General features: G+C 73.3%; 26 protein-coding genes. 18 read left to right on the top strand and 8 right to left on the bottom strand.

The genetic code is table 11. The features are described from left to right. Positions 1-42 precede the first annotated feature (42 nt). On the top strand, positions 43-345 hold the full coding sequence (yidD, locus tag SJY07_RS07965) for a membrane protein insertion efficiency factor YidD (RefSeq protein WP_380158249.1): 303 nt from the start codon (positions 43-45) through the stop codon (positions 343-345). Between the two features lie 19 nt (positions 346-364). Here the strand turns inward: yidD and purU are convergent, their stop codons facing one another. After that, complete coding sequence (gene purU, locus SJY07_RS07960; RefSeq protein WP_328294780.1) at positions 365-1,222, bottom strand: formyltetrahydrofolate deformylase; 858 nt, start codon at positions 1,220-1,222, stop codon at positions 365-367. Positions 1,223-1,246: 24 nt separating this feature from the next. On the opposite strand from purU, the gene SJY07_RS07955 reads away from it, so the two are divergent. The 11 genes from SJY07_RS07955 (at position 1,247) to SJY07_RS07905 (ending at position 12,755) form a co-directional block, all read left to right on the top strand. Then, positions 1,247-2,380 carry an isochorismate synthase gene (locus tag SJY07_RS07955; RefSeq protein WP_328294781.1) on the top strand — a complete coding sequence of 378 codons (1,134 nt, stop codon included), beginning with the start codon at positions 1,247-1,249 and terminating at the stop codon, positions 2,378-2,380. 245 nt (positions 2,381-2,625) lie between these two features. Then, positions 2,626-3,924, top strand: a complete 1,299-nt coding sequence (gene glyA / locus SJY07_RS07950) for a serine hydroxymethyltransferase (RefSeq protein ID WP_328294782.1) — start codon at positions 2,626-2,628, stop codon at positions 3,922-3,924. Continuing rightward, complete coding sequence (locus SJY07_RS07945) at positions 3,921-4,808, top strand: bifunctional methylenetetrahydrofolate dehydrogenase/methenyltetrahydrofolate cyclohydrolase (RefSeq protein WP_328294783.1); 888 nt, start codon at positions 3,921-3,923, stop codon at positions 4,806-4,808. Before glyA ends, SJY07_RS07945 begins: the two co-directional genes overlap by 4 nt. A 97-nt stretch (positions 4,809-4,905) precedes the next feature. After that, a complete protein-coding gene (locus SJY07_RS07940; RefSeq protein ID WP_380158245.1) occupies positions 4,906-5,730 on the top strand; it encodes an exodeoxyribonuclease III in 825 nt (274 codons plus the stop codon). Between the two features lie 61 nt (positions 5,731-5,791). After that, positions 5,792-6,475: a GntR family transcriptional regulator gene (locus SJY07_RS07935; RefSeq protein WP_380158243.1), complete on the top strand. Its 684-nt coding sequence runs from the start codon at positions 5,792-5,794 to the stop codon at positions 6,473-6,475. After that, complete coding sequence (locus tag SJY07_RS07930; RefSeq protein ID WP_380158241.1) at positions 6,472-7,989, top strand: MmgE/PrpD family protein; 1,518 nt, start codon at positions 6,472-6,474, stop codon at positions 7,987-7,989. The genes SJY07_RS07935 and SJY07_RS07930 overlap by 4 nt, the downstream gene beginning before the upstream one ends. 9 nt (positions 7,990-7,998) lie before the next feature. Next, positions 7,999-8,910: a methylisocitrate lyase gene (prpB, locus tag SJY07_RS07925; protein WP_380158239.1), complete on the top strand. Its 912-nt coding sequence runs from the start codon at positions 7,999-8,001 to the stop codon at positions 8,908-8,910. Positions 8,911-8,926: 16 nt separating this feature from the next. Continuing rightward, positions 8,927-10,078 (top strand): bifunctional 2-methylcitrate synthase/citrate synthase, encoded by a 1,152-nt coding sequence (locus SJY07_RS07920; RefSeq protein ID WP_380158237.1) that lies wholly within the window; start codon positions 8,927-8,929, stop codon positions 10,076-10,078. A 106-nt stretch (positions 10,079-10,184) separates the two neighbouring features. Further along, entirely contained in the window at positions 10,185-11,063 is an 879-nt protein-coding gene (locus SJY07_RS07915; RefSeq protein ID WP_380158236.1) for a heavy metal-binding domain-containing protein, read from the top strand. Positions 11,064-11,148: 85 nt separating this feature from the next. Further along, positions 11,149-11,922 (top strand): heavy metal-binding domain-containing protein, encoded by a 774-nt coding sequence (locus tag SJY07_RS07910; protein ID WP_380162218.1) that lies wholly within the window; start codon positions 11,149-11,151, stop codon positions 11,920-11,922. Beyond that, positions 11,919-12,755 (top strand): hypothetical protein, encoded by an 837-nt coding sequence (locus SJY07_RS07905; protein WP_380158234.1) that lies wholly within the window; start codon positions 11,919-11,921, stop codon positions 12,753-12,755. Before SJY07_RS07910 ends, SJY07_RS07905 begins: the two co-directional genes overlap by 4 nt. Before the next feature lie 17 nt (positions 12,756-12,772). Here the strand turns inward: SJY07_RS07905 and SJY07_RS07900 are convergent, their stop codons facing one another. Continuing rightward, entirely contained in the window at positions 12,773-14,065 is a 1,293-nt protein-coding gene (locus SJY07_RS07900; protein ID WP_380158232.1) for a dihydrolipoyl dehydrogenase family protein, read from the bottom strand. 82 nt (positions 14,066-14,147) lie between these two features. Here SJY07_RS07900 and SJY07_RS07895 point away from each other — a divergent pair, with 82 nt between their 5' ends. Genes SJY07_RS07895 through SJY07_RS07880 form a run of 4 tightly spaced genes read left to right on the top strand, consistent with a single transcriptional unit; the run spans position 14,148 to position 17,641 of the window. Next, positions 14,148-15,095, top strand: coding sequence for an ABC transporter ATP-binding protein (locus SJY07_RS07895; protein WP_328294793.1), 948 nt, complete (start codon positions 14,148-14,150; stop codon positions 15,093-15,095). Continuing rightward, complete coding sequence (locus tag SJY07_RS07890; RefSeq protein ID WP_328294794.1) at positions 15,088-15,972, top strand: hypothetical protein; 885 nt, start codon at positions 15,088-15,090, stop codon at positions 15,970-15,972. The genes SJY07_RS07895 and SJY07_RS07890 overlap by 8 nt, the downstream gene beginning before the upstream one ends. Then, positions 15,969-16,907 carry an ABC transporter ATP-binding protein gene (locus tag SJY07_RS07885; protein WP_380158229.1) on the top strand — a complete coding sequence of 313 codons (939 nt, stop codon included), beginning with the start codon at positions 15,969-15,971 and terminating at the stop codon, positions 16,905-16,907. The genes SJY07_RS07890 and SJY07_RS07885 overlap by 4 nt, the downstream gene beginning before the upstream one ends. Further along, the gene (locus SJY07_RS07880; RefSeq protein ID WP_328294796.1) at positions 16,904-17,641 is read left to right on the top strand and encodes an ABC transporter permease subunit; all 738 of its coding nucleotides are present in this window, start codon (positions 16,904-16,906) and stop codon (positions 17,639-17,641) included. Before SJY07_RS07885 ends, SJY07_RS07880 begins: the two co-directional genes overlap by 4 nt. Before the next feature lie 2 nt (positions 17,642-17,643). Here SJY07_RS07880 and SJY07_RS07875 read toward each other — a convergent pair whose 3' ends face one another. Further along, the gene (locus SJY07_RS07875; protein WP_380158227.1) at positions 17,644-18,108 is read right to left on the bottom strand and encodes a hypothetical protein; all 465 of its coding nucleotides are present in this window, start codon (positions 18,106-18,108) and stop codon (positions 17,644-17,646) included. Positions 18,109-18,240: 132 nt separating this feature from the next. Between SJY07_RS07875 and SJY07_RS07870 the strand changes: the two genes are divergently transcribed. Further along, positions 18,241-19,422, top strand: a complete 1,182-nt coding sequence (locus SJY07_RS07870; protein ID WP_328294798.1) for a histidine kinase — start codon at positions 18,241-18,243, stop codon at positions 19,420-19,422. A 16-nt stretch (positions 19,423-19,438) separates the two neighbouring features. After that, positions 19,439-20,086: a response regulator transcription factor gene (locus SJY07_RS07865; RefSeq protein WP_328294799.1), complete on the top strand. Its 648-nt coding sequence runs from the start codon at positions 19,439-19,441 to the stop codon at positions 20,084-20,086. Positions 20,087-20,103: 17 nt separating this feature from the next. Here SJY07_RS07865 and SJY07_RS07860 read toward each other — a convergent pair whose 3' ends face one another. The 5 genes from SJY07_RS07860 to SJY07_RS07840 all read right to left on the bottom strand — a co-directional run bounded on the left by SJY07_RS07860 (position 20,104) and on the right by SJY07_RS07840 (position 25,629). After that, positions 20,104-20,346 carry a hypothetical protein gene (locus SJY07_RS07860; RefSeq protein WP_380158224.1) on the bottom strand — a complete coding sequence of 81 codons (243 nt, stop codon included), beginning with the start codon at positions 20,344-20,346 and terminating at the stop codon, positions 20,104-20,106. Between the two features lie 113 nt (positions 20,347-20,459). Then, positions 20,460-21,680, bottom strand: coding sequence for a galactokinase (gene galK / locus SJY07_RS07855; protein WP_380158222.1), 1,221 nt, complete (start codon positions 21,678-21,680; stop codon positions 20,460-20,462). Then, positions 21,677-22,777, bottom strand: a complete 1,101-nt coding sequence (gene galT, locus SJY07_RS07850) for a galactose-1-phosphate uridylyltransferase (RefSeq protein ID WP_380162216.1) — start codon at positions 22,775-22,777, stop codon at positions 21,677-21,679. Before galT ends, galK begins: the two co-directional genes overlap by 4 nt. A 29-nt stretch (positions 22,778-22,806) precedes the next feature. Next, positions 22,807-23,595 (bottom strand): DeoR/GlpR family DNA-binding transcription regulator, encoded by a 789-nt coding sequence (locus SJY07_RS07845; RefSeq protein WP_328294803.1) that lies wholly within the window; start codon positions 23,593-23,595, stop codon positions 22,807-22,809. Beyond that, positions 23,596-25,629 (bottom strand): beta-galactosidase, encoded by a 2,034-nt coding sequence (locus tag SJY07_RS07840; RefSeq protein ID WP_380158220.1) that lies wholly within the window; start codon positions 25,627-25,629, stop codon positions 23,596-23,598. It abuts the gene before it with no gap. Positions 25,630-25,686 lie beyond the last annotated feature (57 nt).

Raw genomic sequence — 25,686 nt, 5'->3', positions numbered from 1 at the left:
GGTGGACGCGCCGCCCGCGGCGAACCGTCCTAGCGTGGCGCCGTGGAGCTGCTGAGCGTCCCCCGACGACTCGTCGAGACCGCCATCGTGGGGTACCAGCGCAGCCTGTCGCTGCGCAAGGGCTACTCCTGCGCGCACCGCCTCGCCCACGGCGGGGCCTCCTGCTCGGTGGCCGTGCGCGAGCACGTGCACCGCGACGGGGTGCTGCGGTCGGTCCTGCCGAGCGCGGTCCGCTTCCTCGCCTGCTACCGCGCCGTGGCGCTGCTCGCCCCGATGGAGACCAGCGGCGTCTGCTGCATCGGCCCGATCCCCATCCCCTTCCGCTTCGGCGGCCGGGGGCGCTGACCCGGCGGTCCCCGCAGTCCTAGCGGAAGACCACGGTCCGGTTGCCGTCCATCAGCACGCGGTGCTCGGCGTGCCAGCGCACCGCGCGGGCCAGCGTCCGCGCCTCGACGTCCTGCCCCTGGCGCACCAGCTCGTTCGCGGAGTGGCGGTGGTCGACGCGCTCGATCTCCTGCTCGATGATCGGGCCCTCGTCGAGGTCGGCCGTCACGTAGTGCGCCGTCGCCCCGATGATCTTCACGCCGCGGGCGTGCGCCTGGTGGTACGGCCTGGCGCCCTTGAAGCTCGGCAGGAACGAGTGGTGGATGTTGATGGCCTTGCCGGAGAGGTTGCGGCACAGGTTGTCCGACAGGATCTGCATGTACCGGGCCAGCACGACGAGTTCCACGTCGAGTTCCTCGACCAGCTCCAGCAGCCGCGCCTCGCCCGCCTCCTTCGAGGCCGGGTCGCCCGTGGTGACCGGGACGTGCACGAACGGGATCCCGTAGAACTCCGCCAGCGGGGCCAGGTCGGTGTGGTTGGAGACGACCGCCGCGATCTCGATGGGCAGACCGCCCGAACGGTGGCGGAAGAGCAGGTCGTTGAGGCAGTGGCCCTGCTTGGAGCACATCACCAGCGTGCGCATGGGCTCGTCGGCGGCCGAGAGCTTCCAGGTCAGCCCGAACCGCGCCGCGACCACCTCGAGGTTGGCGCGCAGCGCCTCCTCGCCGGCGGCGGCGTCGAAGGCGACCCGCATGTTGAACAGGCCCGTGTCGGGGTCCCCGTACTGCTGGCTCTCGGTGATGTTGGCGTCGAGGGCGACGAGGGCTCCCGTCACGGCGTGGACGATGCCGGGGCGGTCGGGACAGGACAGGGTCAGGACCCTCGGGCGCGTGCTCACGACACGTGAGCCTAGGCTGCAGACGTGTCAGAACCCGAGGCGGCAGCTCTCGCGGTGCGCGCAGGGGCCACCGTCTTCTCCGGCGAGAAGTCCACCCTGGTCCAGAGCGGACCCCGGCCGCTCGTCCCCGGCGTCAGCGGACTGGAACAGCTCCGGCGCACCGTCGCGGCCCTCGAGGGCGCTCCCGCCGGGGTCATCGTCGCCGGCGCCGTCCCCTTCGACCTGCGCACGCCCGGGGCCCTGCGCCTCGGCGTCGGGGAGACGACCCCGGGCCCGCTGCAACTGCCGCTCGCCGGTGGCCGCCGGAAGGTCACCGTCGCGCGCAGCCGTCCCCGCCCCTCACCCTCCGGCTACGCCGACGCCGTGCGGACCGCCCTGGGGCGCATCGCCGAGGGCGAGGTCGACAAGGTCGTGCTGGCCCGGACCCTCGAACTCGAAGCCCTCGACGACTGGTCGGTGCCCGAACTCGTCGCCGAGCTCGTCGCCCGCAACCCCGCCGCCACGACGCTCGCCGTCCCCCTCGACGACCCCGCCGACAGCCAGGCCCGGTGGCTCGTCGGCGCCAGTCCGGAGCTGCTGCTGCGGCGCCGGGGCCCGAGCGTGCTGCTGCGCCCGCTGGCGGGGTCGATCCCGCGCTCCCCGGAACCCGACGAGGACGTGCGCCGGGCCGACGCCCTGATGGTCTCCGACAAGGACCGCCGCGAGCACGCCTTCGTCGTCGACGCCATCGTCGAGGCGCTGACGCCGTTCTGCCGCACCATCACCACCCCCGAGCCGGAGCTCATGGCCACCCCGGCCGTGTGGCACCTCGCGACCCGGATCAGCGCGCTGCTCAACGACACCGCCACCACCTCCGTGGACCTCGTCTCGGCCCTGCACCCCACCCCCGCGGTGGGTGGTTCCCCGCGGGCGGCGGCCATGCGGGTGATCGACGAGGTCGAGGGTCTGGACCGCGGGTGCTACGCCGGGGCGGTCGGCTGGCAGGACGTGCACGGGGACGGCGAGTGGGTCGTCGCCGTGCGCTGCGCCGAGGTCAGCGGCCGTCGGCTGCGGGTCTTCGGCGGCGCCGGGATCGTGCAGGGCTCCGACCCCGACCTCGAGGTCGCGGAGACCGCCGCCAAGATGCGCACCGTCCTCGATTCCGCCATCCCGCGCTGACCGACCTCCCTGCGGAAACAACACTTTCCGCCCTCGAGACAGGTCCGTGAGGGGCGGAGAGTGTTGTTTCCGCGGCCCATACACTGCCCGTCCTGGGCTAACCTGAGCACGGCCGCGACTGGCGCTGGGTGGGTCACCACCGGGGAGCGGCCACGGGCACCGTCCGAACGGGCGGGTCCCGCCGTTCACGGGGTCGTCCGCCTGGGCCTCGCGTCGCGACCACCGCCGCCGTACGAGGAGCGAACGTGACCGACGTCCAGCCCATCACCAGCCAGGGTGTGACCGACCGCCCCCTCTCCGAGGTCGACCCGGAGATCGCCGCCGTGCTCGACGCCGAACTCGGCCGTCAGCGCGACACCCTCGAGATGATCGCGAGCGAGAACTTCGCCCCGCGCTCCGTCCTCGAGGCACAGGGGTCCGTCCTCACCAACAAGTACGCCGAGGGCTACCCCGGCAAGCGCTACTACGGCGGCTGCGAGCACGTCGACGTCGCCGAGGACCTCGCGCGCGACCGCGCCAAGGCCCTCTTCGGCGCCGAGCACGCCAACGTCCAGCCGCACTCCGGCGCCACCGCCAACGCGGCCGCCATGCACGCCTTCATCCGCGGCGGCGACGGCATCCTCGGCCTCGAGCTGGCCCACGGCGGCCACCTCACGCACGGCATGAAGATCAACTTCTCGGGCCGCATGTACGACGTCTCCTCCTACGGGGTGGACCCGACGACGTTCCGCGTCGACATGGACGTCGTGCGCGCCACGGCGCTGCAGGCCCGGCCCAAGCTGATCATCGCGGGCTGGTCGGCCTACCCCCGCCAGCTCGACTTCGCGGCCTTCCGCTCCATCGCCGACGAGGTCGGCGCCCACCTCATGGTCGACATGGCGCACTTCGCCGGCCTCGTCGCGGCCGGTCTGCACCCCTCGCCCGTCCCGTACGCCGACGTCGTGACCACCACGGTCCACAAGACCCTCGCCGGCCCCCGCTCGGGTCTCATCCTGACCAAGCAGGAGTTCGCGAAGAAGATCGACTCCGCGGTCTTCCCGGGCCAGCAGGGTGGCCCGCTGATGCACGTCATCGCCGCGAAGGCCGTCGCCTTCAAGGTCGCGGGCTCCGAGGAGTTCGCCGAGCGTCAGCGCCGCACCCTCGAGGGCGCCAAGATCGTCGCCGAGCGCCTCACCGCGGCCGACGCGAAGGAGGCCGGCGTGTCCGTCCTCACCGGCGGCACCGACGTCCACCTCGTGCTCGTCGACCTGCGCGACTCCCAGCTCGACGGCCAGCAGGCCGAGGACCGTCTCCACGAGGTCGGCATCACCGTCAACCGCAACGCGGTGCCCTTCGACCCGCGTCCGCCGATGGTCACCTCCGGCCTGCGGATCGGAACCCCGGCGCTCGCGACCCGTGGTTTCGGGGCGGCGGAGTTCACCGAGGTGGCCGACGTCATCGCGCTCGCGCTCAAGCCGGAGTTCGACGCGGACGCCCTGCGCGCCCGGGTCGCGAAGCTGACCGCCGAGTTCCCGCTCTACCCGTCGAACAAGGGCTTCCTGTGACGGCGACGGTCCTCGACGGCAAGGCCGCTGCGGCGGCGGTGAAGGCGGACCTCGCCGAACGCGTCGCCGTGCTGCGCGAGCACGGCATCGTCCCCGGCCTGGGCACGGTCTTGGTCGGCGACGACCCGGGGTCGGCCAGCTACGTCCGCGGCAAGCACCGCGACTGCGCCGAGGTCGGCATCGCCTCGATCCAGGTCCAGCTGCCGGCCACGGCGACGCAGGCCGAGATCGAGTCCGAGATCGCCCAGCTGAACGCGAACCCGGAGTGCACGGGGTTCATCGTCCAACTGCCGCTCCCCGACGGCATCGACGCCAACCGCGTGCTCGAGATGGTCGACCCCGACAAGGACGCCGACGGGCTGCACCCCACGAACCTCGGTCGTCTGGTGCTGCGGGTGCGCGAGGAGATCACCTCCCCGCTGCCCTGCACCCCGCGCGGGGTCATCGACCTGCTGCTGCGCCACGACGTCCCGCTCGACGGGGCCGAGGTCGTCGTCGTGGGTCGCGGGGTCACGGTCGGTCGCCCCATCGGGCTGCTGCTGACCCGTCGCCACCCCAACGCGACGGTCACGTTGTGCCACACCGGGACCAGGGACCTGGCGAGCCACCTGAAGCGGGCCGACGTCATCGTCGCCGCGGCCGGGGTCCCGGGCCTGGTCACGAAGGAGGACGTCAAGCCGGGGGCCGCGGTGCTCGACGTCGGCGTCTCCCGCGTGCTCGACCCCGAGACGGGCAAGAACCGGCTGACCGGCGACATCGCCCTGGACGTCGCCGAGGTCGCGGGGTTCATGGCCCCCAACCCCGGTGGGGTCGGTCCGATGACCCGGGCGCTGCTGCTGACGAACGTGGTCGAGTCCGCCGAACGCGCCGCCGGCCTCCGCTGACCGCCACTCCTGGGAGCCTTTCCACCCTTCCTGGCCTTCGGAAGGGTGGAAAGCTCCCCAGGAGTTGGTGTCGGAGGGGGCGGGTAGGGTCCGCGGCGTGCCTCGGAAGAAGAAGTCGATCACCGTCGCGACGATCAACGTCAACGGTGTCCGCGCCGCCGTCCGGCGCGGGATGCACCCCTGGCTGGAGAGCCGCGACCCCGACGTCGTGCTGCTGCAGGAGGTCCGCGCCCCCGACGAGGAACTGCGCAAGGCCCTGCCGGGCTACGCGCACGTCGCGCACACCGAGGCGGCCGCCAAGGGGCGGGCCGGGGTCGCGATCGCGTCGAGGGCGGAGTTCTCCGCCGTGCGCATCGGGTTCGCCCACGACCCCCACTTCGAGACCTCCGGCCGCTGGATCGAGGTCGACGTCGACACCGCCGTCGGGCCGATGACCTTCGTCAGCGCCTACGTCCACTCCGGCGAGGTCGGAACCCCCCAGCAGGACGACAAGTACCGCTTCCTCGACGCCATGGACGTCCGCTTCGCCGAACTCGGCCGGATCGCGCAGGAGAGCGGCCGGGAGGCTCTCGTCGCGGGTGACCTGAACGTCGGGCACACCGCACGCGACATCAAGAACTGGAAGGGCAACCGGAACAAGGCCGGGTTCCTCGACGACGAGCGCGCCCACTTCGACCACTGGTTCGACACCCTGGGCTGGGTCGACACCCAGCGCAGCGTCGCCGGTGACGTCGACGGTCCGTACGCCTGGTGGTCCTGGCGCGGGCAGGCCTTCGACAACGACACCGGCTGGCGCATCGACTACCAGCTCGTCACCCCCGGTCTCGCAGCGCGGCTGACCTCCGTCGAGACCGACCGCGCGGCGACCTACGCCGAGCGGTTCTCCGACCACGCCCCGGTCGTCGCCACCTACGGGCCCTGACGCCTGCTTCTGCATGCACTGAGTGCTTGACGACCGCAGATCGGGGGTCCATGGTGCTCGTGTGCATGCACAGCGGCGGGGAGGGACGACGGAGCGGGTCTACGGCCGGCTCCGTCAGGACGTCCTCGACGGGGTCCTGGCCCCGGGGGCGCCGCTCGCCGAGGTGGACCAGAGCGTCCGCCTCGAGGTGTCGCGCACCCCGGTCCGCGAGGCCTTCGCCCGCCTCGTCGCCGACGGTCTCGCGCAACCACTGCCGGGTCGCGGTCTCGTCGTGGCCCCCCTCGACCCGGGCGCGGTCGAGCAGCTCTACGACGTGCGCGAGGCCCTGGAGGTCAAGGCCGCGCGGCTCGCGGCCCAGCGCCGGGACGCCGCGGAGTTCACGGAGTTCGCCCACGGGTTCGCCCGGGCCCCCGAACTGCTCGGGGCGGGCGAAGCGGGTCTCGACCGCTACTACGAGCTGACGGCCCGCTTCGACGAGGCCATCGACGCCGCCGTCGCCAACCCCTGGTTGCAGCAGGCGCTCGCCTCGGTCCGCACCCACCTGGTGCGCATCCGCCGCCTCGCCCGCCACGACCCGGCGCGGTTGTCGGCCGCAGCGGCCGAGCACCAGCTCATCGCCGAGGCGATCGCTCTCGGGGACGCCGACCTGGCCGCCCACGCCGTGCACGTCCACCTGCACCGCAGCAGGTCCCACTTCAGCTCCGCGCTCCGGCACGGATCCATCGAGGAAGAGGTCAGTGCGTGAAGCAGCACGAGGTCAGGGTCCACCGCAGCGACGAGGACTTCGCCCGCGAGGACGAACTTGCCTGGCAGTTGGCCCGGGTCGCCACCGACCCGGTCGCGGTCGAGGACGACGTGGCCGAGATGGTCGTGAACCGGGTCCTCGACAACGCGGCCGTGTCCGCGGCCTCGCTGCTGCGGGCGCCGGTCGTCGCGGCCCGGTCCCAGTCGCTGGCCCACCCGCCCTCGCGCGGGGGGCGCGGGGCGCTCGTCGTGGGGACCGGTGAGTCCGTGTCCCCGGAGTGGGCGGCCTGGGCCAACGGGGTCGCGGTCCGCGAACTCGACTTCCACGACACGTTCCTCGCCGCGGAGTACTCCCACCCCGGCGACAACGTCCCCGCCCTCGTCGCGGTGGCCCAGCACCTCGGCCTCGACGGGGCGGCCCTGCTGCGGGGGATCGTCACGGGCTACGAGGTGCAGGTGGACCTGGTGCGGGCGATCTCGTTGCACCGGCACAAGATCGACCACGTCGCGCACCTCGGGCCGTCCGTCGCGGCGGGTCTCGGCACGATGCTGGGGTTGTCCCAGGAGGTCGTCCACCAGGCGATCGGTCAGGCGCTGCACACGACGACGGCCACGCGGCAGTCCCGCAAGGGTGCGATCTCGACGTGGAAGGCCCACGCCCCGGCGTTCGCGGGCAAGGTCGCCGTCGAGGCGGTGGATCGCGCGATGCGCGGGCAGACGAGCCCGTCACCGATCTACGAGGGCGAGGACGGGGTGATCGCCTGGCTGCTGGACGGGCCGGACGCGGTCTACGAGGTGCCGCTGCCGGAACCCGGTGAGGCGAAGCGCGCGATCCTCGACACCTACACGAAGGAGCACTCCGCGGAGTACCAGGCGCAGGCGATCATCGACCTCGCCCGCCGGTTGCACCGCGAGCACCCCGAACTGGCCGACCCGGCGAACGTGGTCTCGATGGTGCTGCACACCAGCCACCACACCCACGTCGTCATCGGGTCCGGCGCGAACGACCCGCAGAAGTACGACCCGACGGCGAGCCGGGAGACGCTGGACCACTCGGTGCCCTACATCTTCACCGTCGCCCTGCAGGACGGGACCTGGCACCACGCCGACTCCTACGCCCCCGAGCGGGCCCAGCGCCGCGACACGGTCGCCCTGTGGCGCAAGGTGTCGACGACGGAGGATCCCGTCTGGACCGCCCGCTACCACTCCACCGACCCGGCGGAGAAGGCGTTCGGCGGTCGCCTCGTCGCGACGCTCACCGACGGTTCGACCGTCGTCGCCGAGATCGCCGTCGCCGACGCGCACCCGCTGGGGGCGCACCCCTTCACCCGGGAGCAGTACAGCGCGAAGTTCGCGACCCTGGCCGAGGGGGTCCTCGACCCCTCCGAGGTCGAGCGGTTCACCCGGCTCGCCACCGAACTCCCGGACCTCGACGCCGCCGGGGTCCGGGCGCTGAACATCACCGCCCCGGCGAGCTACCTCGCCGGGGTCCCGCTCCCCACCGGTCTGTTCTGAGGAGGCCCTGTGCTGTTCTCCACCACCACCCCCACGGCGAAACGCGCGGCCTTCCGCGCGGCGTTGTCTTCCGGTGACCTGCTGAGACTGCCGGGCGCCTTCAACCCGTTGTCCGCCCGGCTGATCCAACGCAAGGGGTTCGAAGGGGTGTACGTCTCCGGGGCCGTGCTCGCGGCAGACCTGGGGTTGCCCGACATCGGCCTCACGACCCTCACCGAGGTCGCGGGCAGGTCCGCGCAGATCGCCCGGGTCACCGACCTGCCCGTCCTCGTCGACGCCGACACCGGTTTCGGCGAACCCCTCAACGTCGCCCGCACCGTCCAGACCATGGAGGACGCCGGGGTCGCCGGGATGCACGTCGAGGACCAGGTGAACCCGAAGCGCTGCGGGCACCTCGAGGGCAAGGCCGTCGTCGACGAGGCGACGGCGTTGCGCCGGATCCGGGCCGCCGTCGACGCCCGGCGCGACCCGGACTTCCTCGTCGTCGCCCGCACCGACGTCCGCGGGGTCGAGGGGATGGACGCGGCCGTGCAGCGGGCGAAGCAGCTCGCGGACGCGGGGGCCGACGCGATCTTCGCCGAGGCCATGGCGGACCTCGCCGAGTTCGAGGCGATCTGCGCGGCCGTCGACGTCCCGATCCTCGCGAACATGACGGAGTTCGGCCGCAGCGACCTCTTCACCCACGAGCAGTTGCGCGACGTCGGCGTGCGGATCGTCATCCACCCGGTCTCGTTGCTGCGCCTGGCGATGGGCACGGCCGACCGGGCCCTCGACGACCTCGTCGCGACCGGTTCCCTCAAAGGACAGGTGCCCGGGATGCAGACCCGGGCGCAGCTGTACGACCTCGTCGACTACGCCGGGTACGGCGACTTCGACTCCGGCGTCTACGACTTCAGTCTCGAAGGCAACCGATCGCGATGACGCGGAGGAACCGACCATGACGACCACACCCGATCCCGATCCCACCCCGCCCGAGATCCACAAGGGGCTCGCGGGTGTCGTCGCCGACACGACCGCGATCTCCAAGGTGAACCCCGCGACGAACTCGTTGCTCTACCGGGGCTACCCCGTCCAGGAACTCGCCGAGCACTGCTCGTTCGAGCAGGTCGCCTGGTTGCTGTGGCGCGGTGACCTGCCCGACCGTGAGGAACTCGAGACGTTCTCCGCGACCGAGCGGGCGGGGCGGACGCTGGACGCACGGGTCCGCCGGGTCGTCGACGAACTCCCGCTCGCCGCGCACCCCATGGACGTCCTGCGGACCGCGGTCAGCGTCCTCGGCGCCCTCGACCCGCAGGCCGGGGACTCGGCTCCCGACGTCGAGTTCGCCAAGGCGCAGCGGTTGTTCGCGGCGCTGCCGGCCGTCGTCGCCCACGCCCAGCGCCGCACCCGCGGTCTGGAACCCGTCCCGTCGCGCGAGGACCTGGGCTACGCAGCGAACTTCCTCTGGATGACGTTCGGGGAGGAACCCGACGCGGGCGTGGTCCGCGCCTTCGAGGTGTCCCTCGTCCTCTACGCCGAGCACTCCTTCAACGCCTCGACGTTCACGGCCCGGGTCGTGACCTCGACGTTGTCCGACCTGCACTCCGCGGTGGTCGCCGCGATCGGCGCGCTCAAGGGACCGCTGCACGGCGGCGCGAACGAGGCCGTCTGGCAGGTGTTCGAGGAGATCGGCCTGGGCGAGGGGTCCGGCGACCGGGCGCGGGCGTGGCTGGACGCCGCGTTGGCGCAGCGCCGCAAGATCATGGGTTTCGGTCACCGGGTCTACCGGTCCGGGGATTCCCGGGTACCCAGCATGCACGCCGCGCTGGAGGTGTTGGCGGGGGAGATGGGACGCCAGGACGTCCTCGACCTCTACGACGCGCTCGAAGAGGCGATGACCTCGGCCAAGAACATCCTGCCGAACCTGGACTACCCCTCGGGCCCGGCCTACCACCTCATGGGGTTCGACACCGCGCTGTTCACACCGATCTTCGTCGCGGCGCGGGTCGTGGGCTGGACCGCGCACGTCGTGGAACAGCGCGCGGCGAACTCCCTCATCCGCCCGCTCTCCGCCTACGACGGTCCCGCCGAGCGGCACCTGTCGCTCTGACCGGGGGTTTCCTGCGCATCGGCTGGGAGTTCCGCGGAAAGGCTTGCCCTCGCCGGGCGCCTGCCTAGGCTGGGTGGATGGTCTTCCGGCCCGGTACGGCGAACACGTGAGTCCCTGGGCGGGTGGCCTGCCCCCGGCGGCCCTGGCCCGCGTCGCCCGGCAACGGGCCGGCGGGGCCACCGGCTCGTTCCTCTCCGCACCCGGCGCCGCCGCCGTCGCGGCCGCGGGCCTGGCCCCGGTGGGGGAGGTGTTCGGGTGCCTGGTCATGAACCTCGGCTGGAGCGGGGGTTTCTGCGGTGCGTGGGCGACCACCTCCGGTCCCGGGGCCTGGGGGTGGACGAGCCCGGTCGTGACCACCGGTGACCCCGGCGGACTCCGGAACGGCTCGGGCCCCTACGTGCGCGCCGTCGACGCCGCCTGGCACGGGGCGTTGGACCGGATGCTGACGGAGGCGCGCACCCTCGGGGCCGACGGTGTCGTGGGGGTCCGCACCACCCGCGCCCACCTCGACGGCAGCGCCGTGGAGTTCACCGCACGGGGGACGGCGGTCCGAGAGATCGCCCGCACGGTCCCGGGAACGCTCTGGTGCGCCGGACTCAGCGCCGAGGACGTCGCCGCCGCGAGGGGGTCGGGCTTCGCCCCCCGGGCGCTGGTGCGGGGCGTCTCGGTCGCCACGAAGCACGAGGACCCGTTGATGATGCAGCAGCGGAGCAGCTGGAGCGGCAACGAGGTCGACGGGCTGACGGAACTGCTCACCCGCGCCCGCGCCGACGCCCGCCGCGGTCTGACGCTCGACGCCCGACGCCACGGGAGTGGCCACGTGGTGGTCGACGACGTTCGCCTCGGGACCTTCGAGACCCAGTGCGGCGACGGGAAGGACCTGCACGCCGAGGCCTCCTTCACCGGGACCCTGCTCACCGAGGTGGGACCCCCCGGCGCCGGGCGGGCCCCCGCCGTCCTGACCGTCCTACCCCTGAACCGTTGAGGAGCACCCCGTGAGCACCGGATCCGACGTCCCCCCTCTCGCCGACGTCCACCTGCCCCCCGACGCGCGTGAACGCCTCAAGGGGATGCGCGGTGACCACGGCCGGGCCCTGTTCACCTCCGACCTCAGCGTCAACGAGTTCCTGCTCGTCCGCGAGGCCGGGTTCCGTCCCGTCGGGCTCGTGCTGGGTTCCAGCGTCTACCACGTCGGGCTGCAGGTCGGACGCTGGAGCAAGAACATGGAACTCGACAAGCTCACCCAGGCGATGTACCACGCGCGGGAACTCGCGATGACGCGGATGGAGGCCGAGGCCGCGGAACTCGGCGCCGACGGCATCGTGGGGGTGCGCCTGGAGATCGAGTTCAAGGAGTACGGTAACGACCTCGCGGAGTTCCTGGCCATCGGCACCGCCGTCGTCGCCGACGAACCGCCGCCCAGCGGGACCTGGCGCACCGTGCACGGGCTGCCCTTCACCTCCGACCTGTCCGGACAGGACTTCTGGACGCTCGTGCAGGCCGGCTACGCCCCGCTCGGCCTGGTGATGGGTACCTGCGTCTACCACATCGCCCACCGCGGGGTCCTCGCCTCGATGAGCACCGTCGGCAGCAACGTCGAGATCGAGCAGTACACCGAAGCCCTCTACGACGCCCGTGAGCTCGCGATGAGCCGCATGCAGGCCGAGGCCGAGGCGCTGCAGGCCGAGGGCATCGTCGGCGTCCAACTGATGTCCCTCCCGCACCGCTGGGGCGGGCACACCACGGAGTTCTTCGCGATCGGCACCGCCGTCCGCCCGTTGCGTGCGGACCACACCATCGCCAAACCGTCCCTGGTGCTGCCCCTGACGGACGGGCCGCGGTGAGTTCTCCTCTCGCGCTGCCCGGCACACCCGGCGCTGCGGCGGAGTTCCTGGAACGTCTGGCCGGATCGCTGGCGCGGGTGCTGCCGCCCGGGACGGCGGGCACCCTCGTCGTGGAGCGCCACCGCTCGCTCGCGGACCGGGTGGCCGGGCGACCCGGCCCCCCGCGGTCCCTGCGGCTCAGCCTGCCCTCCGCCCTGCTGAGCCTGCAGGTCGCGGGTCAGGGGCTGACGGCGACGGCGCAGCGGGTGGTGCGGGGGGTGACGATCGCGCGCCGCGACGTCCCGGTGGGGGAGTTCCTCGAACTGCTGGCCGCCGGGGTGGCCGACGTCACGGCGACCACGGCGGGAAGTTCCGCCGCCGCAGCCCGTGCGCTCGCCGCCCTCGGTCTGGCGCCGGCGGCCGACGCGTTGCTCGTCGACCCCGCGGACGTCATCGCCAGTCTGCGGTCCCTACCCGCCCGGGCCCGGGGGCTGGTGCCCGACGCGGCGCTCCCGCTGGTCCAGGCTCTCGTGGACCTCCTGCTGGACACGCTCCCGCGCGTCGCCGGCGGGGCGGTCGATCCGGCCCGGCTGGCGGTGCGGAGCGCGGCGGTGGACTACCTGCCGGACACGTTGCGGGCCTTCGCCGTCCTGCCGCCGGAGTGGGCCCGCAACCACGTCCTGCCCGGTGCGGGAACGGCCGAGCAGCTCCTGCTGGACCAGCTCGGGGTCCTGCTCGAGGCCGTCACCCGCCTGCACGACGCGGCGGTGCTCGAGGACGCCTCCGGCCTGGTGGTCAACGGGTTGTTCCTCACCGACCGCTTCGCCGGGTCCAGCCTCGACCTGCCCGACTGAGCGTCCCCGCGCCGGGTTCAGCCCTGCAGTTCCTCCAGGGCCGGGAAGACCGCCTCCGACCACGTCGGGAACGCCCGGACGTGGTGGGCGAGGAGGTCGACGGTGAGCCGGGCCCGGACGGCGAGGGAGAGTTCCGCACCCCAGGAGTCGGCCTCCGGGCCCAGGCAGGCCGCGCCGACGAGGATCCCGTCGCGGGCGAAGAGTTCCACCGCACCGGTCAGCGCCCGGCGCTGGTCCCGCGGCGCCGACAGCTCCAGCAGGTTCGCCCGCTCCACCTCGGTGACGGAGAACCTCGCGCTGCGGGCACCGTCCCCGCTGGTGTCCCCGGTGCTGAACACCGGCGGGTGGGTGTACACCGCGCGGGGGATCGCGGAGTAGTCCGCGTCACGGCCCCGGCCGAGGAGTTCGTCGACGACCGTCCGGGCCTGGTGGTTGGCGGTGTGGGTGTACGGCGAGATGCCCGTCACGTCGCCCACGGCGAACAACCCCTCGACCGGCGAACCCGAGGCGTCCACCACCCGGCAGCGCCCGTCGGTGCGCACGGCCCCCGCGGACGTCAGCCAGTCCTCGTCCAGGCCCAGCCCGGAGGTGGCCGGGGTCCGGCCGGTGCCCAGCAGGACGCGGTCCACGTCGAGGTCGGCGAGTGCGTCGAGGGAGGTCGAGGTCCGGACGTCGACCCCGTCGCCGCGCAGGACGTCGGCGAGGGCCTCACCCACCCAGGACGGTTCCCCGGAGAGCAGGTGCTCACCGCGCACCAGCATCGTCACGCGGGAGCCGAGCCCGGCGTAGGCCTGGGCGAGTTCGCAGGCCACCGGTCCGCCGCCGACGATGGCCAACCTCGCGGGGAGCTCGTCCGCGGCCAGGGCCTCCTCCGAGGTCCACGTCGCCACGTCGACGGGCAGCTCGGGCCGGACCGGGGAACTGCCCGTGCCGATGACCACGGTCCTGGCCGTGATCCTCGCCGGGGTGGTGGGCCCGTCCTCCACCAGCACCCGTCCCGGTCCGTCCAGCCGGGCGGTGCCGCGGACGATCTCGACGCCGTCGTCCGTGAGGCCCCTCGCCGCACCGGAGTCGTCGCGGCCGCCGACGGCCTCGTCGCGCAGGGCCCGGGCCGCCGGCCACGAGAGACCGGCCGCAGCCGAGAGCAGCAGCGACTTCGCCGGGACGCACGCCACGTAGGGGCAGAACCCGCCGACGTAGCCGCGTTCGACGAGGACCACGCGCCGCCCGGCCCGGGCCAGTCGTTGGGCGACCATCTTCCCGCCCGACCCGGAACCGATGACGCAGACGTCCGCTTGGCTGGTGAACACCCGGTGATGGTTCCCGAAGGATGGACGCGCCGCGCGTCGAAGGAAGGACGCACCGCGTGGCTGTGAGTGCTCTGATGGGCGCGTGAGTGATCAGGGTTCACCGGGACTGGAGTGCCTCGACGTCGGCAAGCGGTTCGGCACCGTCCAGGCCCTCGACGGTCTGACGATGTCGCTGACCGCGGGGGCCACCGGGTTGCTGGGCGCCAACGGGGCCGGGAAGTCGACGCTGCTGCGCACCGCCCTCGGGTTGACGCGCCCGGACACGGGGACGGTGCGGGTGCTGGGCCTCGACGCGGTCCGCCAGCGCGACGAGGTCCGCCGCCGGGTGGGGTTCATGCCCGAGCACCCGTGCCTGCCGGCCGACATGTCCGCCCAGGACGTCTGCGTCCAGCTCGCCCGGATGCGGGGTCTGGGTCGTCGTGACGCGGTCCGGCGCACCAGCGAGGTCCTCTTCGCGGTGGGGTTGGAGGAGGAACGCCGTCGTCCGGTCGGCTCGTACTCCCTCGGCATGCAGCAACGCACGAAACTCGCCCAGGCCCTCGTCCACGGACCCGACCTCGTCCTGCTCGACGAACCCACCTCCGGCCTCGACCCGGCCGGTCGCGAGGAGATGCTCGCCATCGTGCGCCGGTTGTCGCTCGAACTCGGCATCCGGGTCATCGCCAGTTCGCACGTCCTCGACGACATCGAACGGACCTGCGACGAGGTCGTGGTGCTGCGCTCGGGAACCCTGGCCGCGCAACGGCTCGTCGTCGTCGGGCACGACCCGTCGGGCGCGGTGGAACTGCGGGTGACCGGTGACGTCGGCGCGTTCGCCGCGGCCCTGGAACCCCGGGTCGCGCAGCACGGGGTGCAGCTCGCCCCCACCACGACAGGAGACATCGGCATGAGTTCCAGCCCGGACGCGGCCCTGGACCAGGTGCGGGACCTCGCCGCAGAACTCGGAGTGGGCGTGGAACGGCTGGTTCCCGCCTCGCGGGGTCTCGAGGACCTCGTCGTCGACGCGATGGGCGGGGGACCCCGTGGCTGAACCGCGTGACGTCCTGCAGGAGACACCCCGTGCCGTCCTGCACGACATCCGCTACTCGCGCTACTCCGGAGCGCTGAAACCCCGCAGTTCCGCGGTGGGGAGTTTCGTGGCGAGCGGGATCCGCCGTCCGCTCGGGTTGCGGCGCAGTGCGAGTGCGAAGATCTGGCCCTTCCTGCTGCTGGCCGTGGCCTACCTGCCGGCGCTGGCCGTCGTCGCCGTCCCGTTGCTCGTCCCGGCGGTCGACGTGCAACCCACCGACCTCATCGGCTACCCGCAACTGCTGACGACGAACTCGGTCGTGCTGCTGGCCTTCGTGGCGACGTCGATCCCCTCGATGCTGACCCGCGACCGGCGCGACCGGGTGCTGTCGCTGTACTTCGCCACCGCGTTGTCCTGGTTCGAGTACGTCGCCGGGGTCGTCCTCGCCGCGGTCTCGCTGCTCGCGATCATCGTGCTGGGGCCGATGCTCGTGCTGTTCGTCGGTTCCATCGCGACGGCCGACGCCCCCGGCGCGTGGTTCTCCGACCACGTCGGCGACCTGCCGAAGATCGTGGCCGCGGCGGCGATCGTCGTGCTGTTCCACACCAGCCTGGGTCTGGCGGTCGGGTCGCTGACCTCGCGCCGGGTGTTCGCCGTCGGTGGGTACCTCGCGGTGGTCCTCGTCGGCCCGGCGCTCACCGGGGTCCTCGCCCTGGTGACCGGTGACGAGTGGCCGTTGTCGCTGGACCCCTCGAGCGGGCCGGTGCGGTTGGCGGCCTCCATCGTGGGGCTGAGCGTGGCGAACCCCGGCGCGCTGGCCTGGGTGGTCTGGACGGTCGTGGTCGTCGGCGGACTCGGGGTCCTCGCCGGTCGCTACGCACGGGGGAGCGACGCGTGAGCGCCATCGAGTTCGACGGGGTCAGCAAGTGGTTCGGCGACACCGTGGCCCTCTCCGACGTCACCGTGCACATCGACGCGGGCGTCACGGGGCTGCTCGGGCACAACGGGGCCGGCAAGTCGACCGCGCTGCAGGTGCTGGCCGGGGGGACCCGGCCGAGTCAGGGGACCGTGCGGGTCCTCGGCCGCGACCCGCACCGCGATCCCGAGGTCCACCGCGGGCTGGGGATCGTCGCCGACGGCGAGGCCACCTGGGCCCACGCCAGCGCCCGCACCCAGATCGAGTTCCTCGCCCGGCAACGCGGGGTGCGGGACCCCCGCTCCGCCACGCAGGACGCCCTGCACCGCGTCGGGTTGAGCGAGGCCGCGGACCGGCGGGTCGGGGGGTTCTCCAAGGGGATGCGCCAGCGGGTGAAGCTCGCCCAGGCGCTCGTGCACGACCCGCAGGTGCTGCTGCTCGACGAACCGCTGAACGGCCTGGACCCGGCGCAGCGCCGGGCCGACGTCGACCTCCTCGCGGCGCTCGGTGCCGAGGGGCGGACGGTGCTGGTGAGTTCGCACGTCCTGTCCGAGGTCGAGCGGATGGCGCACCGCGTGCTGGTCGTCGTCAACGGCCGGCTCGTCGCCGAGGGTGAACCCGCGGGGATCCGGGAACTGCTCGTCGACCGGCCGCGCACGGTCCGCCTCGAGGGGGACCGCGTGCTGGAGCTCGCGGGGATGCTGCTCGCGGCGGGTCTGGTGGAGTCGGTGCGCCGGGAGGGCGCCGGTCGCACCGGGGTCCTCGTCGAGGCGCCGCGGGCGGTGGCACTGGCCGAGGCGGTGCCGCGTCTCGCCCGGGAGTCGGGCACGACGTTGCGTCGGGTCGAAGGGGTCGGAGAGGACCTGGAGAGCGTGTTCGCGCACCTGGTGCGGGCCGCGAGAGGAGCGGGACGATGAACTTCTCGACCAGTCTCTACGGGTTCTCCCTGCGGGGGATCCTCTTCCGGGGCCGGACCGCGGGGTTCGCCTCGCTGCCGCTGGTGGTCGCGGTCGTGGCGTTCGTCGTCATCGGCATCACCAGCGTCCCGTCCCGCTACGGCGTGCAGAACACCTTCACCGGGAACCTGCTCACCGGTCTGGTGGTGCCGATCGTGGCGCTCGTGCTGGCGATCGGCGCCTTCGGCGACGAACGGGACGGGCGCACGCTCCCGCTGCTGCGGGCGATCGCCCGTCCGCGGTGGCAGATCGTCCTGGCCCGGTTCGCGGCCGCGTGGACCTCGACCGTCGTGGTCTGCCTGCCGGCGGTGATTGCCTGCGTCGTGCTGGGGATCTCGGTGAACCAGCCCGTCGGGCGCGTCCTCGGCGGGGTCGTGCTGGCGACGGTGCTGACGTCCGCCGCGTACTGCGGGGTGTTCGTGCTGCTGTCGCTGCTGACCCGGCGCGGCCTGCTCGCGGGGCTGGCCTACGTCGTGCTCTGGGAGACGTTCCTGGCCGGTCTGGCCCCCGCCCTGCGGGGGTTGTCCATCGGGTCCTACGGGCGCCGGGTGGCCTCGCTGGCCATCCCCGGCGACGTGCCCCTGGGCACCGTCGCCTCCGGCGGGGTGACGGCCTCGGCGCTGGTGCTGGCGGGGATCGCCGTCGTCGCGGTGGCCCTCGCGGGCTGGCGGTTGCAGAAGATGGACGTCGGCTGACGTCAGCGCAACGCGAGGGCGGGACGACCGGTGCGCTGGGCCACGACGAGGGACTCGGCGAGCAGGCTGAGGCCGAGGGCGAAGAGCACCGACTGCCCGATGGTGGTGGAGGCCACTCCGAGGGCGACGGCGCCGGCGTCGACGCCGAGGCGCAGCACGACCAGGGCGCCGAGGGTCGCGAAGCACGCCGGTCCCCAGCTGGTGAACAGGGCCTGACCGCGCTGGGTGATCCGGACGACGGAGCCGCGGACGGCGCCAAGTCCGAGGGCGAGCACCGCCGTGAGGACCAGGAACGCGACGTCGGGGGCGTCGAGGAGGGTGTCGCGCAGCAGGAACAGCCCGACCGCGCTGAGGATCAGCGGCTTGCGCAGGGCCTCCTCGGCGACCGGCCGCGGACGGGAGCGGCGGACCACGACGAGGGCGATGACGGCGAGGGCGGCGAGGACGGAGATCAGGGTCGTCGGCATGCCCTCCACACTGCTCGGGCGCGGCCCCCACGGGATCGGCCCGGGGGTCGATCCCGGGTCGATCCGGGGTGGAGGTCCGGGTGGAGGAGCGGGTTGAGGACGGGGCCCGACGCGGGGCCTAGGGTCGTCGCCATGCCTGCTCTACGCGCCATGTGGCGGCGCACCACCGTTCCGCTGCGGGCCCTGGAACTGCTGGTCGTGCTCGTGCTGCTCGTGGCGTTCCCGAGCACCGCCTGGACGTCCTCGCCCGACGTCGTCGTCTCCCTGGTCGTCGCCTCGCTGGCCTGGATCGCGTGGATGGTCGTCGAGCCGCTGTCGATGCGCGGGACCGTGGCCGTCGTCGGCCGGCGGGCCGTGGTCGTGACCGTGGTGCTCTCGGTGGTGACCGCGTCCGCGGGCTACGCCGCGGCGCGGACCGAGGCGGGCTGGATCTTCGTCCTGGCCGTCATCGCGGGCCTCGCCGCCGGCCGCGACACCGGGGTGGCCGGTGCCGTGGCGTCGTTCACGGCCGGGACGGCCGGCATCCAGCTGGGGCTGCTCGCCGCCGGGGGTTTCCCGTTGTCGGCCGTGCTGGGCTACCCGGCGGGTCTGCTCTCCGCGGTGTTCGGCGGGGTGATCCGCGCCGGCCGCCGCGACCAGGAGGAGGCGACCCGGCAACTCCTGCGCGCCTCCGACCAGGCGCGGACGGAACAGGCCCGTGGTGCGGCGCTCGCGGAACGCGCGCGGATCGCCCGCGAGGTCCACGACGTCCTCGCGCACTCCCTCGGCGGGCTGGCCATCCAGCTCGAGGTGGCCGACGCGCTGCTCTCCGGGGACCTCGACGAGAAGTCCCGGGACGCTGCGCTGCACCGGGTCCGGACCGCCCACCAGCTGGCGACGACGGGACTGGAGGAGACCCGCAAGGCCGTCCACGCGTTGCGCGTCGACTCCCCGCCGCTGCCGGACTCGCTGGCGACGCTGGCCGCCGGGTCGCGGGAGAACGGCACCGAGGTGACGCTGGACGTGCAGGGTCGGCCCCGTCCGCTGGGGGCCGGCGAGGTGGCGCTGCTGCGGACCGCGCAGGAGGCCCTGGTCAACGCCGCGAAGCACGCTCCGGGGTCACCGGTGCTGCTGGACCTGGACTACGGCGAGGAGAGCACCACGTTGCTCGTCACCGATCGCGGTGCGCTGGACCCCGACGCGCGCCGACCGGGCAGCGTCGACGGGGGTTTCGGCCTGGCCGGTCTGCGCGAGCGCCTCGAACTCACCGGCGGGTCGCTGGCCGCCGGTCCGTACGAGCGCGGGTGGCGGGTCACGGCCCGGGTGCCGCAGTGAGGAGGAGGATGTCCGGGTGAGCTCCCCCCTGCGTGTGGTCGTCGCCGACGACCAGACCATCGTCCGCGACGGCCTCGTCGCCCTGCTGGATCTGATGCCGGACCTCGAGGTCGTGGCGACCGCCTCCGACGGGGCGCAGGCCGTCGAGCGGGCGCGGGAGCACACCCCCGACGTGGTCCTGATGGACCTCGGGATGCCGAACGTCGACGGGGTCGAGGCGACCCGGCGGATCGTCGCCGCCCAGCCCGGCGTGGCCGTCGTCGTGCTGACGACCTACGTCGACGACGCGACGATCCTCCGTGCGCTGCAGGCGGGGGCGCGCGGCTACCTCACCAAGAGCGCCGGCCGCGCGGACATCGCCCGGGCCCTGCACGCGGCGGCCGCGAACCAGGTCGTGCTGGACGCCGACGTCCAGGCGCGGCTGCTCTCCGCGGCCGGGAACCCGGCGCCGAGCGCGCCGGCGGAACTACCGGACGGGCTGACCGAGCGCGAGGCCGACGTGCTGCGCCTCATCGCCAAGGGGTTGTCCAACCACGACATCGCCCGGGAACTCGTCGTCTCGGTGGCGACGGTCAAGACCCATGTGAACCACCTCTTCGCCAAGACCGGGTCCCGGGATCGCGCGCAGGCGGTCGCCTACGCCCACCGCACCGGTCTGGTCTGAGGTCAGGCCTCCGGCGGTCAGCTCCGGGTGGGGCCGGCGGCGACCTCGTGGACGAACCGGCCGGTGGCCGACAGGTCGGGGGTCAGGACGAGGCGCCAGGCCGCCGGGTCGACCGGCGCCGAACCGGGGTCGATGCCGTTGGTCAGCAGCCAGTGCCGGGACCGGGCCTGCTCGCCGCGCCACGCACGGCGGTTGAGCCACCACGACACCCACAGCACCCCGCCCGCGGCGAGCCCGCTCAGCAGCAACCAGAACAGCACCCGCACAGCTTGGCCGTCGCACCGTCGCCGTGGGTGAACGCGGTGTGAACACCGCTCCGCCCGGCGGGGTGGGGCTGTGAGGGCGGAAAGTGTTGTTTCCGCGGGCCGGGGGGTCAGAGGTCGCGGCCGGCGCCTTCGGAGGGGAGCGCGGTGAGGAACCGGGGGGCGCGCAGACCCTGCTCGGCGAACGCGGCGGCCACGGCCTCCGCGACGGCCTGCACGCGCCCGGCCGCGACGAGCGCGATCGCGGACCCGCCGAAACCGCCGCCGGTCATGCGGGCGCCGAGGGCGCCGTGGGCGCGGGCGACGTCGACGGTGAGGTCGAGTTCGCGGCAGGAGACCTCGTAGTCGTCGCGCAGCGAGTCGTGCGACGCGTTCAGCAGGTCACCGATCTCGCCGGCGCGCCCCTCGTGCAGGAGTTCCGCCGTGCGGCGCACCCGGTCGATCTCGGTGACGGCGTGCCTCACCCGGCGGCGCAGCACGTCACCGTCGGGTTCGGAGCCGACGCGCTCCAGCGCGGCGCCCAGCGCGGCGGGGTCGACCTCGCGCAGCGTGGGGACGCCGAGGAGTTCCGCTGCGTGCTCGACGTTGGCGCGGCGCCTGCCGTACTCACCGCCCGCGTGGGAGTGCTCTGCGCGGGTGTCGACGACGAGCAGCGCGAGCCCGGCCCCGGCGAGGTCGAGGGCGACCTGGGAGACGGTGTCGTCGCGGGTGTCGAGCAGGATCGCGCCGCCCTCGTGGCAGCGCAGCGACGCGGCCTGGTCCATCCCGCCGGTGTTCGCCCCGGCGACGACGTTCTCGGCCAGCATGCAGGCCCCGGCCAGCGCGGCCCGTCCCGCGTCGTCCAGCGGGGCTCCGATGAGGTCCCCGAGGGCCACCGCGACGGCGCACTCCAGCGCGGCCGAGGACGACAACCCCGAACCGTAGGGGACGTGGCCGTCGACCAGGGCGTCGAAGCCGCCGGTCAGCAGGTCCCCGGCGAACTCCTTCTGGGCCAGCGCCCACGGGACCCCGGCGACGTAGGCCGCCCAGCCCTGCGGGGACCCGGCGCCGACCTCGGCGAGCGGGAGCTCGACGACGGTGTCCTCCTGCCGGGAACGCAGCCGGACGACGCCGTCGGTGCGTGGGCGCAACGCGACGAAGGTGCGGTGCGGCAGGGCCAGCGGCAGGCAGAGACCACCGGTGTAGTCGACGTGCTCGCCGATGAGGTTCACCCGGCCCGGGGCGGACCAGACGCCCTCGGGCTCGTCGCCGAAGACGTCGCGGAACTCCTTGGCCAGGGCGGTCGCCGTGCTCGGACGGTCGGCGGCGTCGAAGAACTCAGGGGTGCTCATCGGGAAACCTCACGGAGTCGGGCCGCCACCTTCTCGGGCGTCGTGTCGTTGATCCAGGCCGCCATCGCCGATTCGGACCCGGCGAGGAACTTCACCTTCGAGGGGCCGCGCAGCACGCTGAAGACCTGCAGGTGCAGGCGCATCTCGTCGCGCCCCTCGGTCGCGGGAGCCTGGTACCAGCCCGCGATGTAGGGCAGCGGGTGGTCGTCGGGGTAGTAGCGGTCGAGCCGGCCCAGCAGGTCGAGGTACGCGGCGACCAGGTCGTCGCGTTCCTCCTCGGTCAGGGCCGGGAGGTCGGGGACGTCGCGGTGCGGTGCGAGGTGGACCTCGACGGGCCAGCGGGCCGCGGCGGGGACGTAGGCGGTGAAGTGCTCGGTCTCGAACACGACCCGCGACCCGGCGCGACGTTCGGCGTCGAGGACGTCGCGGAACAGGTTGCCGCCGGTGGCCGCGCGGTGCTCGCGAGCGCGGCGCAGCATGGTCTCCATCTTCGGCGCCAGGTAGGGGTAGCCGTAGATCTGACCGTGCGGGTGCGGCAGCGTGACGCCGATCTCCTCGCCGCGGTTCTCGAAGACGAACACCTGCTCGACGCCCTCGGTCGCGTTGAGGGCCTCGGTGCGGTCGATCCACGCCTCGAGGACCGTGCGCGCCCGGCGCGGGTCGAGGGTGCCGAACGAGCCGTGGGTGTCGGAGCTGAAGCAGATGACCTCGCAGCGTCCGGCCGCCGGACGGGTCGGCCACAGGGCCTCCCCGTCGAGGAACCCGCTCTCGCCGCCGATCCGGTTGGAGAACGACGGGAACCGGTTCTCGAAGGCGACGACGTCGTAGCTGGAGTCGGCGATCTCGGTGGGGAAACCACCGGGCACGGTGGGGGCCAACGGGTCCTGGTCCGGCGGGGGCATGAGGGTGCGGTCGTTGCGGTGGGAGGCCATCGCGATCCAGTCACCCGTCAGGGGGTCGAAACGCACCTGGGAACCGCCGCGCACCGTCTCCTCGGCGGGGGGCAGCGGACGGTGGTCGACGGCGTCGCGCACCCGTTCCCCCGACAACCACGGTTCGGTGTCGTCGAAGTAGATGAGTTCGCGTCCGTCGGCCATCGTGGTCGACGTCTTGCGGAACGGGTGGCTCACTGGTCCTCCTCCTGGGGGATGCCGGCGATCACGAGTTCGCCGACGAGTTCTGAGATGACGGGACGGGCCGAGGGGTCCAGGGCGTCGTCGGTGACGAGGACGTCGACCGCGGAGAGCGCGGCGAACGACGTCAGACCGACGACCCCCCACTTCGAGGCGTCGGCGACGACCACGACCTGTGCGGCGCAGTCCATCAGCGCCCGGTTGGTGTCGGCCTCGGTCAGGTTCGGGGTGCTCAGGCCGGCCGCGGCGTCGAGGCCGTGCACCCCCAGGAACAGCACGTCGACGTGCAACCCGCGCAGACCCGCGCGGGCGACGGGGCCGACGAGCGCGTCGGAGGGGGTGCGGGTGCCGCCGGACAGGATGACCGTGCGGGAGTGGTCGGCCGGGTCGTGCAGCAGGTCGGCCACCCGAGGGGAGTTCGTCACGACGGTGAGGTCGGAGACGTCGCGCAGTTCGCGGGCGACCTCGGCCGTCGTCGTCCCCGCCGACAGCCCCACTGAGGCGCCGTCGGGCACGAGGTCGGCGGCGGCCCGGGCGATGGCCCGCTTCGCGTCCGGCCGCAGGTTCGACTTGGCCGCGAAACCCGGTTCCTCGCTGGTCCGGCCGATCGCGGCGGCGCCGCCGTGCACGCGCGCGACGAGCCCGCGCCGCGACAGTTCCCCGATGTCGCGGCGCACCGTCATCTCCGAGACGCCGAGGCGTTCGACGAGGTCCGCCACCCGGACGCCGCCGTGGGTGCGGACGGCGTCGAGGATGAGTTCCTGGCGCTGGTGGGCGAGCACTCAGTCCTCCCGCGCGGTTTCCCGGACCACGGCGCTCTGGCCGGGTTCGAGGTGCAGGACCTCGACCTCGACCTCGCCGACGAGTTCGAAACCCCGGACGACGACCGTGGCGTCCTCCTCGCCGTGGTTCAGCGCGAACAACCAGCTGCCGTCCGCGGAGGACCGGCGGATGACGTCGACGGGCCCGCTGGCCTCGGCGACGGGCGTGACCCCGGCTGCGGTGCAGACGGTCCGCAGCAGTCCGGCGAGGGCTTCGTCGTCGAGGGAGGTGCCCAGGTACCAGGCGTGCGCGCCCGAGGGCAGGTCGCGACGGGTCAGGGCGGGGCACCCGGCGGCGGCGCCGTCGGCGTAGCGGACCAGGACCTCGGTGTCGTCGTGCGCGCTCGCGATCTCGGCCCAGACGTCACCGACGGTGCCGTCGTCGAGTTCACCGGCGACCCCGTCGGAGAGCGGGTGGAACTCCTCGACCCGGACGCCGAGCAGGTCCCGGAACGCCCCGGGGTAGCCACCGAGGCGGACCCGGACGGAGGCGTCGACGATCCCGGAGAAGTAGGTGACCAGGACGTGGGTCCCGGACTCCGCGGCCGCGGTCACGGCGGCCGCCGTGGTGTCGTCGCACAGGTAGAGCGTGGGGACGACGAGGACCCGGTAGCCCGAGAGCACCGCGGCGAGGTCGTCGGGGTGCGCGGTCACGGGGACGACGTCGGCCCCCGTGTGGGCCGCCCGGAGCAACCCGTGGACCCGCAGGGCGAGGTCCGCGTGCCCGACCCGCTGCGAGGGCAGGGTCGGCGACTCCATGGCCCAGGCGTTCTGCCAGTCGACGAGGATCGCCACGTCGTTGGTCACGGTGGAGTCGCGCAGTTCCCCGAGCCGGCCCAGGACGGCACCGAGCTCGACGACCTCGCGGAAGCGTTCGCTGTCCCCGCCCGCGTGCGGGACGAGGGCCGAGTGCCACTGCTCGGCCCCGCCGGCGGACTGGCGCCACTGGAAGAAGCAGATCCCGTCCGCGCCGCGGGCGACGTGGGACAGGCTGTCCTGCAGCATCTCCCTGGCGGCCTTGGCGACGTTCACCGGCTGCCAGTTCACGGCCGAGGTCGAGTGCTCCATGAGCAGCCACGGGTTCCCCGACGCCGCGCCGCGGGTCAGGTCGGCGGCGTAGGCGAGTTCCCCGCGCGGGTCGTCGTAGGCGCCGTGGATCAGGTAGTGGTCGTTGGAGACGACGTCCTGCTCGCGCGCCCAGCGCCCGTAGTCCAGCGGGTTGAGCTGGGAACCGACCATGAAGTTGGTCGTGACGGGGACGTCCGGCGTGATCGCGCGCAGGACCTCCTTCTCGGCGAGGTGCTGGCCGAGGAGTTCGTCGGAGCAGAACCGGGCGAAGTCCAGGGCCTGGGCTGGGTTGTGGAAGGAGGAGGTGTGCGCAGGGACCTGGACCTGCTCGAGGGAGGTGTAGTGCTGGCTCCAGAACGCCGTCGCCCAGGCCGCGTTCAGCGCGGCGACGTCGGCGTAGCGCGTGGCCAGCCAGCCCCGGAACGCCGTCGCGCTGACGGCGCAGTAGCAGCGGGCGTTGTGGCAGCCGAGTTCGTTGCTGACGTGCCACAGCCGCAGCGCCGGGTGCTCGCCGTAGCGTTCGGCCAGCGCCCGCACCAGCTTCAGCGACCGTTCGCGGTAGACCGGCGAGCTCGGGCACCAGCTCTGCCGGCTGCCGAACGTGACGCGACGGCCGTCGGCGTCCACCGGGAGGACCTCGGGGTGCTGCTGGGTCAGCCAGGCCGGGGGAGAGGCCGTGGCGGTCGCCAGGGAGACGCCGATCCCGCCGGCGTGCAGGTCGTCGAGGACGTCGTCGAACCAGTCGAAGTCGAAGCGGTCCGGTTCGGGCTCGAGCAGGCCCCAGGAGAAGATGCCGACCGAGACGAGGTTCACCCCGGCCTCCCGCATGAGCCGCACGTCGTCCGCGCGGACCTCGGCGGGCCACTGCTCGGGGTTGTAGTCGGACCCGAACACCAGCCCGGACGGTCCCTCGCTCCATCGCTGCACCCGCCGAGGATGCCCGCCCGCTCGACCCCGGGTCAACCAGAACCGCACACAACCGCA

Origin of the sequence: Kineococcus sp. R86509, from assembly GCF_042466365.1 — a bacterium.
GTDB lineage: Bacteria > Actinomycetota > Actinomycetes > Actinomycetales > Kineococcaceae > Kineococcus.
Note: the sequence above shows the minus strand (reverse complement) of the source record. Positions and strands in the feature narration are given on the sequence as shown.

What these genes read in the sequence shown, in the direction of transcription:
- SJY07_RS07875 (WP_380158227.1), bottom strand. Translation starts at nt 18,108, where the DNA reads ATGCCGACGACCCTGATCTCCGTCCTCGCCGCCCTCGCCGTCATCGCC.
- SJY07_RS07920 (WP_380158237.1), top strand. Translation starts at nt 8,927, where the DNA reads ATGACGACCACACCCGATCCCGATCCCACCCCGCCCGAGATCCACAAG.
- galT (WP_380162216.1), bottom strand. Translation starts at nt 22,777, where the DNA reads ATGGCCGACGGACGCGAACTCATCTACTTCGACGACACCGAACCGTGG.
- galK (WP_380158222.1), bottom strand. Translation starts at nt 21,680, where the DNA reads ATGAGCACCCCTGAGTTCTTCGACGCCGCCGACCGTCCGAGCACGGCG.
- SJY07_RS07910 (WP_380162218.1), top strand. Translation starts at nt 11,149, where the DNA reads ATGCGCGGTGACCACGGCCGGGCCCTGTTCACCTCCGACCTCAGCGTC.
- SJY07_RS07880 (WP_328294796.1), top strand. Translation starts at nt 16,904, where the DNA reads ATGAACTTCTCGACCAGTCTCTACGGGTTCTCCCTGCGGGGGATCCTC.
- SJY07_RS07870 (WP_328294798.1), top strand. Translation starts at nt 18,241, where the DNA reads ATGCCTGCTCTACGCGCCATGTGGCGGCGCACCACCGTTCCGCTGCGG.